The organism is Saccharomonospora iraqiensis subsp. paurometabolica YIM 90007 (assembly GCF_000231035.2).
Lineage (GTDB): Bacteria > Actinomycetota > Actinomycetes > Mycobacteriales > Pseudonocardiaceae > Saccharomonospora > Saccharomonospora paurometabolica.
On record NZ_KI912264.1, the window covers coordinates 33,046 to 42,817 of the forward strand.

The following is a 9,772-nucleotide window of genomic DNA, read 5'->3' on the forward strand; positions in this document are numbered from 1 at the left end:
AGGCCAGCCGCGCCCCGGTGCGCCCGGCCAGCCGGTCCAGTGCGCCGAACAGGCCGGGTACCTCGGCCGCGCGCTCCCCGACCAGCACCACGGCACCCTCGGTGCGCAGCTTCGCGTCCACATCGGGCGCATGCCCGGCGAGTCCGTCCACCGCCTCGGCCTCGGCACCCGGCAGGCACGCCAGCAGCTCACCGAAGGTGCGCTCGACGGCGGGCGTCGTCCACTGTCCGATGTGTACGACCCGGACGCCGTTGTCCCGCGCGCCCTTGCGCAGCCGCAGGAAGACCAGCGGCGACTCCTCCTCCGGCTCGAAGGCCACGCACAGTACCGTCGGCGCGTTCTCCAGGTCGGTGAAGGTGACCCCGCCGTTCTCCGGCGCGGTGCCCACCACGCGGGAAGCGAGGAAGTCCAGTTCCTCGGCGGAGTGCGCCCGCGCCCGGTGGTCGACGTCGTTGGTGCGCAACGCGACCCGGGCGAACTTGCCGTAGGCGTAGGCGTCCTCCACGGTCAGCCGCCCGCCGGGCAGCACGCCGACGCCCCGGCCGTCGCGGGCCGTCGTCAGCCCCTCGGCGGCCACCCGCAGCGCCTCGGTCCACGATGCCTCCCGGAGTTCGCCGGAGTCGGCGTCGCGCACCAGCGGCGTGCGGATCCGGTGCTCCGCGGTGGTGTAGCGGAACGCGAAGCGGCCCTTGTCGCAGTCCCACTCCTCGTTCACCTCGGGCTCGTCACCCGCGAGCCTGCGCATCACCCGACCGCGCCGGAAGTCGGTGCGCTGGGCGCAGCCGGACGAACAGTGCTCGCACACGCTCGGCGAGGACACCAGGTCGAACGGCCGGGAGCGGAACCGGTACTGGGCGCTGGTCAGCGCGCCCACCGGGCAGATCTGGATGGTGTTGCCGGAGAAGTACGACTGGAACGGCGTCCCCGCCCCGGTGCGCGAGGCGGAGTCGGTGTCCTGCGGGGCACCCGCACCCGGTCGGCCCGAACGAGCGTGTTCACCGTGATCGCTCGTCAGGCCTCCGATCACGTCGGCCGTCTCGGACGTGCCGATCTGCTGGTGCGCACCACGCTCCAACAGGTCGATGAACGGGTCGCCGGCGATCTGCGCGGAGAAGCGGGTGCAGCGCTGGCACAGCACGCACCGCTCGCGGTCCAGCAGCACCTCGGTGGAGATCGGCAGCGGCTTCGGGAACGTCCGCTTCTGGTCCCGGAACCGGGACTCCGGCCGCCCGTGCGCCATCGCCTGGTTCTGCAGCGGGCACTCGCCGCCCTTGTCGCAGATCGGGCAGTCCAGCGGGTGGTTGATCAGCAGCAGCTCCATCACGCCCTGCTGCGCCTTGTCCGCCACCGGCGACGTCTTCTGCGTCTTCACGACCATGCCGTCGGCCACGGTCATCGTGCAGGAGGCCTGCGGCTTGGGCATCGGCCGCCCGTTCATCTCGACCTCGACCAGGCACTGCCGGCACGCGCCCGCCGGGTCGAGCAGCGGGTGGTCGCAGAACCGCGGGATCACGGTGCCCATCCGTTCGGCGGTGCGGATCAGCAGCTCGCCCTTGGGGGCGACGACCTCCTCACCGTCGATGGTGAGCTTGACGTGGCCCTCGGGAACGGGCGTGTCCGAGGACGTCTCGGGTGCGATGGTCATGATGCTCCCACCAGTTCGGGCGAGGCCGCCCGGTTGCTCTCACACAGTGCGAGGAACTCGTCCCGGAAGTACTTGATGCCGCTGGTGATCGGGCTGACGGCGCCGTCACCGAGGGCGCAGAACGCCCGGCCGAGGATGTTGTCGCACACGTCGAGCAGCGTGTCGATGTCCTCCTCGGTGCCGTGCCCGTCGACCATCCGCTCCAGCACCTTGGCCAGCCAGAAGGTGCCCTCCCGGCACGGGGTGCACTTGCCGCAGGACTCGTGCTCGTAGAACTGCGTCCACTTCATCACCGCCCAGGGCACCGAGACGGTCTCGTTGAACACCTGCACGGCCGTGGTGCCGAGCATCGAGCCGGCCTCGGCCGCGCCCTCGAAGTCCAGCGGCACGTCCAGGTGCTCGGCGGTGAACAGCGGGGTCGACGACCCGCCGGGTGTCCAGAACTTCAGCGGGATGCCGTCCTTCATCCCGCCCGCCAGGTCGAGCAGCTCCCGCAGCGTCGTGCCCAGCGGGGCCTCGTACTGGCCGGGCCGCTCGACGTGCCCGGAGATCGAGTAGATCTTCGGGCCGGGCGACTTCTCCGAGCCCATCGTGCGGAACCAGTCCACCCCGCCGCTGACGATGTACGGCACGGTGGCGATGGTCTCCACGTTGTTCACCGTGGTCGGCTTCGCGTAGAGGCCGGACGCGGCCGGGAACGGCGGCTTCAGCCGGGGCTGTCCGCGCCTGCCCTCCAGCGAGTCGAGCAGCGCCGTCTCCTCGCCGCAGATGTAGGCGCCCGCACCGGCGTGCACGACGATGTCCAGGTCGAACCCGGAGCCGAGGATGTCGCTGCCCAGGTACCCGGCGTCGTACGCCTCCCGCACCGCGGCCTGCAGCCTGCGCATCGGGTGCAGGGCCTCGCCGCGGACGTAGATGAAGCACCGGTGCGCCCGCATCGCGTACGAGGCGATGATGCAGCCCTCGATCAGCGAGTGCGGGTCGGCCATCATCAGCGGGATGTCCTTGCAGGTGCCCGGCTCACCCTCGTCCGCGTTGATGACGAGATAGTGCGGCTTGTCCTCATTGGGCGGCATGAACGACCACTTCACGCCCGCGGGGAAGCCCGCGCCGCCGCGGCCGCGCAGACCCGCGTCCTTGATCAGCTGCACGATCTGCTCGGGCGTACCGGCCAGGGCCTTGCGCACGGCGGTGTAGCCCTCGAGCTTCTCGTAGGTCGCCAGCCGCCAGGACTGCGGCGAGAGCCACCGCTTCGTCAACACCGGCGTCAGCGGATCGGCACTCATTTCGCCTCCTGTGTCCTGCGGGACACCCGCACCCGGTCGGCTCGATGAGCACGGATGACATGCTCGCTCATTTCGCCTCCGTTTCCGGCAGGGGCGCGTTGTCCGGCATCATCGGGGCCGTCCAGCCCCGGTCGGCCGCGAGCTGGGCGCCCCGCACCGTCTCCACCGCCTGCGATGGACCGTCCACATCGGAGCGGAAGACGTCCTCGTCCTCCGGGAAGAACCCGGCGAGCTGGCGTTCGACCGACTTGAAGTCGGACAACGGCGCGCCCCGCGTCGGCTGCGGTTTCTCCCCGGCGCGCAGGTCGTCGACGAGCGCGACCGCCGTGTCCGGCGTCTGGTTGTCGAAATACTCGTAGTTGACCTGCAGCACCGGGGCGAAGTCGCAGGCCGCGAGGCACTCGGCGTGTTCGAGGGTGACCGAGCCCGGCTCCCCCGGCTCGCCCGCCGTCTGCTCGTGGCCGAGCGGCTCGCCGTCGTCCCCGAGATGCTCGGCCAGCCGCCGGTAGATCGCGTCCCCGCCGAGCGCCGCGCACAACGTGTTGGTGCAGACGCTGACCAGGTGCTGCCCGCACGGCCTGCGCTTGTACATCGTGTAGAACGTGACCACCGCGCTGACCTCGGCCTCGGACAGGTTCAACTGCCGGGCGCAGAAGGCCACCCCCTCCTGGGAGACGTACCCCTGCACCGACTGCACCAGATGCAGCATCGGCAGCAACGCCGACCGGGACTCCGGATACCGCCCGGCCAGCTCCCGCGCCCGCTGTTCGGTCTCCGGGCCGAACGGGTCGGCGGGGGTGTCGGCGGTGAGCATCCCGTCCGCGCGCACCGGCGAGATCGCCAGCACGTCGACGTCGTCGGACGCGGCGGCGTGGGTCCGCTCGGCCTGCTGCGGCCCGCTCCGCGGTGTCTCGGAAGACTCGGTCATCGGTCCACTCCCCCCATCACCGGGTCGATCGAGGCGATGGCCGCGATGACGTCGGCGACCAGGCCGCCCTCGGACATCGCGGGCATCGACTGGAGGTTGACGAAGCTGGGCTCGCGGACGTGCACGCGCAGCGGCCGGGTCCCGCCGTCGGAGACGAGGTGGTAGCCCATCTCCCCGCGCGGCGACTCCACCGGCACGTACACCTGGCCCGGCGGCACCCGGAAGCCCTCGGTGACCAGCTTGAAGTGGTGGATCAGGGACTCCATCGACTGGCCCATGATCTTGCGGACGTGCTCGAGCGAGTTGCCGAGGCCGTCGGACGAGATGGACAGCTGCGCGGGCCAGGCGATCTTCTTGTCCTCGACCATCACCGGTCCGGGCTCGACCTTGTCCAGCACCTGCCGGATGATGCGCAGCGACTGGTGCATCTCCTCCACGCGGAGCAGGTAGCGCGCCCAGCAGTCCGCCTCGGTGGAGGTGGGTACCTCGAAGTCGAACTCCTCGTAGCAGGAGTACGGCTCCACCTTGCGCAGGTCCCAGGCCAGCCCCGCCGAACGCAGCACCGGGCCGGTGACACCGAGCGAGAGGCAGGCGTCCACCGGCAGGTAGCCCACGCCCTTGAGCCGGTTGCGCCAGATCGGCTGGCCGGTGAACAGCTTGTCGTACAGCGGCAGCCGCTCGTCCATGACCTTGCAGAACGCCTCGACCTGCTCGACCCAGTCGTCCGGCATGTCCTGGGCGAGGCCGCCGGGCCGGATGAACGCGTGATTCATCCGCAGGCCGGTGAGGTGTTCGAGCAGGTGCAGGACCTCCTCGCGCTCCCGGAAGCCCAGGGTCATCGCCGTGGTGGCGCCCAGCTCCATGCCGCCGGTGGCGATGTAGACGAAGTGCGAGGCCAGCCGGTTGAGCTCCAGCAGCAGCACCCGGAGCAGCTGCGCACGGCGCGGCACCTCGATGCCGAGGAGCTTCTCCACCCCGAGGCAGTAGGCCATCTCGTTGGACAGCGGCGCGAGGTAGTCCATCCGCGTCACGAAGGTGACGCCCTGGGTCCAGGTGCGGTACTCGGTGTTCTTCTCGATACCGGTGTGCAGGTAGCCGATGACCGACCGGAGCTGGGTGACGGTCTCACCCTCCATCTCCAGCACGAGCCGCAGCACCCCGTGCGTGGACGGGTGCTGCGGGCCCATGTTGATGACCATGCGCTCCGACTCGGTGGCGTCGGTGAGCACGTCGTCCCAGTCACCGCCGCTGACCGTGTAGACGCGGCCCTCGGTGGTCTCCCGGTGGTCGGCGTACCGGGCGCTGTCGGCGCCTTCGGCCGTGGTGTCGGTGCCCGTGCTGCTCTCGGCGATGCGGTCGCTCGTGGTCATGAGTAGGACCTCCGCGTGTCGGGCGGCGGGATCTCCGCGCCCTTGTACTCCACCGGGATTCCGCCCAGCGGGTAGTCCTTGCGCTGCGGGTGGCCGTCCCAGTCGTCCGGCATGAGGATCCGGGTCAGCGCCGGGTGTCCGTCGTAGACGATGCCGAACATGTCGTAGGCCTCCCGCTCGTGCCAGTCGGCCGTCGGATAGACCTCGACGAGCGACGGCACGTGCGGGTCGTCGATGTCCAGGGCGACCTCCAGCCGGATCCGGCGGCGGAACGTCATCGACGTCAGGTGGTACACCGAGTGCAGCCGCTGCGGCACGTCCTCGCCGTAGTCCACACCGGACACCGAGCTGCACAGTTCGAAACGGAGACCGGAGTCGTCCCGCAGGGTGCGGCAGATCGCGACCAGGTGCTCGCGCGACACGTAGAAGGTGATCTCGCCGCGGTCGACGGTGACCTGGAGGATCGACTCCGCCGGGATGCCGTTGTCGGCGAGTGCGGCGAAGAACTCGTCGGCGAACTCGTCGAACCACCCGCCGTAGGGCCGTTCGGCGGGCGGCGGCGAGTAGGCGGGCAGCCGCAGGCCGCCGTAGCCGGAGGTGTCCCCGGTTCCGGAGACGCCGAACATGCCGTGCCGCTCCCGGCCCGCCACCACCGGTTCGGCGGGGGCGGCGGGCTGGGTGCCCTCCGGCCGCAGGTCCGGCTCCGCGCGCTCGGCGCTGGACTGTTCCCCGCCCGGGGAGGGTGCGGTCTCGTCGTCAGCCATGCCCATCACTTCTTCGCGTACTTGATCGACGACGGGATGATCTCCGTCTGCTGTCCGCTCTCCGCGCGCAGCGCGGCGCGGCGCGGGCCCATCGGCTCGTCCTGCACCTTGGCGTGCAGCTTGAGGATCGCGTCGAGCAGCATCTCCGGCCGGGGCGGGCAGCCCGGCAGGTACATGTCCACCGGCACGATGTGGTCGACGCCCTGCACGACGGCGTAGTTGTTGAACATCCCGCCGGACGAGGCGCACACACCCATCGAGAGCACCCAGCGCGGCTCGGCCATCTGGTCGTAGATCTGGCGCAGGACCGGCGCCATCTTCTGGGTCACCCGCCCGGCGACGATCATGAGGTCGGCCTGCCGCGGGGTGGCGCTGAAGCGCTCCATCCCGAACCGGGCGAGGTCGTAGCGGGACCCGCCGGTGGTCATCATCTCGATGGCGCAGCAGGCCAACCCGAAGGTGGCGGGCCACATGGAGTTCTTCCGGGCCCAGTTGACCACGCCCTCCAGCGTCGTCAGCAGGATTCCGTTGGGGAGCTTCTCTTCGAGACCCATGGTTTCGTCAGTTCCAATCCAGCCCGCCGCGCCGCCACACGTAGATGTCGGCGATGAAGAACGTCGCGATGAAGAGCGTGATGGCGACCACACCCCACAACCCGAGGAAGTCCGCCGCGACGGCGTAGGGGAACAGGAACACCATCTCGATGTCGAAGAGGATGAACAGCATCGCCGTGACGTAGTAGGCGATCGGCATCCGGCCGGCGCCGACCACCGGCTGCGGCGACGGTTCGATGCCGCACTCGTAGGCGGAGGTCTTCGCCCTGTTGTAGCGGCTGGGGCCGAGCAACGGTCCGAGCAGCACCGAGAAGAGGCCGAACGCGAGCGCCAGGCCGAACAGCAGGACCAGTGGCAGGAAGACACCGAGGCCGGAATCCGCGTTCCCCTGCGCCAGTACCCCTGCCGCGGAAACCGAGGAGTTCACTGCGGCACCATCCTTTCCGCGCCACTGCGTAACGGACGTGATCTGAGTAATCGGTTGGGCGCGACCCTAAGGGACCTGCACCACACCCTGATGAGTAAGGGCCGCCTTACCTTGTGTGCTCAACCACCTCTGTCACGCACGACGCAACCGAGCTCGCTTGTGAAAGAGTTCACAAACCCGCCGACGCGGTTGTGAAGCCATTCACAAAACATGGGTGCAGTGTAGGACGCGACTCACAACTTGTCGCTAGCCCCCACGGTCCCGATCTCGCGCCGCCGCCCGTCGGAGTCTTCCCGGCGGCAGGCACCCGGCGCCCGCACACCGCCGAGACCTGCGCCGACACCCCCGCGCGGACGTCGAACCGCCGTAAAAGTACAGGCGTACTGTGAGGTTTCCCACTGGCCTCCCGGCCATTCCACCCCCGCGAGTCGCCACTCCACCCCCGCGAGTCGCCACTCCACACCCGCGAGTCGACACCCCAGGCTCGCGAGTCGCCGCTGTGTGTCCGCGAGTCGACATCTCAGGCCTGCGGAGCGTGCATGCCCGACGACCGCGCACCGGTACCACGCACCCACTCCCGTCCTGGAGCGTCGGTTCGCCGTCCCGGAGCGGCGACTCGCGGGCCTGGGGTGGCAACTCGCCGGCCCGTGGTGGCGACTCGCGGGGTGGGGTGGGGGTCAGCGGGGGGTGGGGGCTGCCTTGGACAGGGCCGTCACCAGGCGGTCGACGGCGTCGCCGCCGCGGGCGTCGTAGCAGCCGGACATGCCCTTGAACACCAGCGGGATCAACGGCCTGATCCGGAGGCCGTACTTCGTGGCCAGCCGCATGATCCGGGGCTTGCCGATGGCGCGGGCGAACTGGTTGCCGAGCTGGTAGTAGCCGCCCATCAGGTCGGCGACGGCACGCGGGTAGCCGCGCAGCGCGCGCTCCCGGGACGGCCCCTCCGGCCGGGCCAGTGCCTGCACGACGTGCTCGGCGGCCAGACTGGCCGACTCCATCGCGGCGGCGATGCCCTCCCCGTTGAACGGGCTGACCATGCCACCGGCGTCACCGACCAGCAACAGGCCGTCGCGGTAGTGCGGGGTGCGGTTGAAGCCCATCGGCAGCCCCGCGCCACCGATCCGGCCGACGGCGTTCTCCTCGCGGTAGCCCCACTCCTCGGGGGTCGAGTCGAGCCACGACCGCAGCAGCTCACGGTAGTTGGTGTTGCGGAAGGCGGCCGAGGTGGACAGCATCCCCAGCCCCACGTTCACGGTCCCGTCCCCGAGCGGGAAGGCCCAGCCGTAGCCGGGCAGCAGCTTCGGTTCGGCCGGATCGCGGCGGTCCCACAGTTCGAGGTGCCCCTCGATGTAGGGGTCGTCGTGCCGGGGGCTGCGGTAGTAGCGGCGCACCGCCACCCCCATCGGGCGGCGGTCGTCCTTCTCGATGCCCACCGACAACGCCAGCCGTGCCGACACCCCGTCGCAGGCCAGCACCAACGGCGCGCGGTAGGAGACCGGTTCCTTGTCCGGCCCCTGCTTGGCCCGCACCCCGACCACCCGCCCGGTGCGCTCGTCGGTGATCGCGCCGGTGACGGTGGTGCGCTCGGTCAGCCGCGCCCCCGCCTTGACCGCCGTCGAGGCGAGGACGTCGTCGAAGTCGTGCCGGGTGCGGGCCACCCCGTAGGGCGGGAAGTCGGTCAGCTCCGGCCAGTCGAGGTCGAGCGTCAGCTCGGCGGTGCGGATGCGCAGCCCGCGGTTGTGCACCCAGCCCGCGTCGGGGGAGGTGTCGATGCCGAGGTCGATGAGCTGTTTCACCCCGCGCGGGGTGAGGCCGTCCCCGCAGACCTTGTCCCGGGGGAACGCGCTCTTCTCCAGCAGCAGCACGTCCACACCCGCGCGGGCGAGGTGGGTGGCCGCGGTGGATCCGGCGGGGCCCGCACCGACGACGATGACCTCGGCGTCCTGAGTCATGCGCGCGAGTCTACGAGCCGGCGTCGGGCTTGCGTGCGCGGTGGATGGCCACGACGCCGAACGTCAGGTTCAGCCACTCGACCCCGACCCACCCGGACTCGGCGATGATCCGGCCGAACCGGCGCTGGTCCGGCCAGTTCAGCATGGATTCGGCCAGGTACGAGTAGGCCTCGGGGTTGGACGACACCCGCCGCCCGAGCCAGGTCAGCACCCGTAGCAGCACGGTGCGGTGCAGGAACCGGATCGGGGCGAAGGTCGGGGTGGACACCTCGCAGATCACCAGCCGTCCGCCCGGCCGCACCACCCGGGCGATCTCGGTGAGCGCGGCCCGGGTGTCGACGAAGTTGCGGACGCCGAACGTCACCGTGGCGGCGTCGAAGCTCCCGTCGGCGAACGGGAGCCGGAGCGCGTCGGCGGCCACCCTGGGCACCCCCCGGTGCGCGCCGCCGCGAAGCATGCCGAGCGAAAAGTCCGCGGCCACGCACCACGCCCCGTCCCGGGCGTACTCCTCGGTGGACACGCCCGTCCCCGCGGCGAGGTCGAGCACCCGCTCGCCGGGGCCCGCCTCGAGGGCCTGCGCGGTGGCGATGCGCCACCGCCGGTCGAAGCCGAAGGTCATGACCGAGTTGGCGCGGTCGTAGTTCTGGGCGACGTCGTCGAACATCGCCGCGACGTCGTTCGGATCCTTGTCCAGGCTCGCTCGGGCCATGCCCGCAGTGTAGTCGGAGCGGGTGAAACCTCCGTCCACCCGCGACCGGCCCCGGCGCTCAGTCCCCGGTGCCGCCGTGCCCGCCCGGGACGGGACCCGCGGCCGTGGCCTCCCGCGTCCCGCCCGTCTCCCGGGCC

Annotated in this window: 9 protein-coding genes; all 9 read right to left on the reverse strand. The window is 70.7% G+C overall.

From position 1 onward, the window contains the following. A partial coding sequence (locus SACPADRAFT_RS29645) for an NADH-quinone oxidoreductase subunit G (RefSeq protein ID WP_040924813.1) occupies positions 1-1,645 on the reverse strand: 1,645 nt, incomplete at its 3' end. Beyond that, positions 1,642-2,931 carry an NADH-quinone oxidoreductase subunit NuoF gene (gene nuoF / locus SACPADRAFT_RS0223900; RefSeq protein ID WP_007025197.1) on the reverse strand — a complete coding sequence of 430 codons (1,290 nt, stop codon included), beginning with the start codon at positions 2,929-2,931 and terminating at the stop codon, positions 1,642-1,644. The genes nuoF and SACPADRAFT_RS29645, both read right to left, overlap by 4 nt. 67 nt (positions 2,932-2,998) lie before the next feature. Beyond that, on the reverse strand, positions 2,999-3,859 hold the full coding sequence (gene nuoE / locus SACPADRAFT_RS0223905) for an NADH-quinone oxidoreductase subunit NuoE (protein ID WP_007025198.1): 861 nt from the start codon (positions 3,857-3,859) through the stop codon (positions 2,999-3,001). Beyond that, a complete protein-coding gene (locus SACPADRAFT_RS0223910) occupies positions 3,856-5,229 on the reverse strand; it encodes an NADH-quinone oxidoreductase subunit D (RefSeq protein WP_007025199.1) in 1,374 nt (457 codons plus the stop codon). The genes nuoE and SACPADRAFT_RS0223910 overlap by 4 nt, the downstream gene beginning before the upstream one ends. Then, positions 5,226-5,999: an NADH-quinone oxidoreductase subunit C gene (locus tag SACPADRAFT_RS0223915; protein ID WP_007025200.1), complete on the reverse strand. Its 774-nt coding sequence runs from the start codon at positions 5,997-5,999 to the stop codon at positions 5,226-5,228. Before SACPADRAFT_RS0223915 ends, SACPADRAFT_RS0223910 begins: the two co-directional genes overlap by 4 nt. Continuing rightward, positions 5,999-6,547, reverse strand: coding sequence for a NuoB/complex I 20 kDa subunit family protein (locus SACPADRAFT_RS0223920; protein ID WP_007025201.1), 549 nt, complete (start codon positions 6,545-6,547; stop codon positions 5,999-6,001). Before SACPADRAFT_RS0223920 ends, SACPADRAFT_RS0223915 begins: the two co-directional genes overlap by 1 nt. Before the next feature lie 7 nt (positions 6,548-6,554). Beyond that, positions 6,555-6,974, reverse strand: coding sequence for an NADH-quinone oxidoreductase subunit A (locus SACPADRAFT_RS0223925; RefSeq protein WP_007025202.1), 420 nt, complete (start codon positions 6,972-6,974; stop codon positions 6,555-6,557). A 677-nt stretch (positions 6,975-7,651) separates the two neighbouring features. After that, on the reverse strand, positions 7,652-8,926 hold the full coding sequence (locus SACPADRAFT_RS0223930) for a geranylgeranyl reductase family protein (protein ID WP_007025203.1): 1,275 nt from the start codon (positions 8,924-8,926) through the stop codon (positions 7,652-7,654). Between the two features lie 10 nt (positions 8,927-8,936). Beyond that, a complete protein-coding gene (locus SACPADRAFT_RS0223935; RefSeq protein ID WP_028662727.1) occupies positions 8,937-9,635 on the reverse strand; it encodes a demethylmenaquinone methyltransferase in 699 nt (232 codons plus the stop codon). Positions 9,636-9,772: the final 137 nt, after the last annotated feature.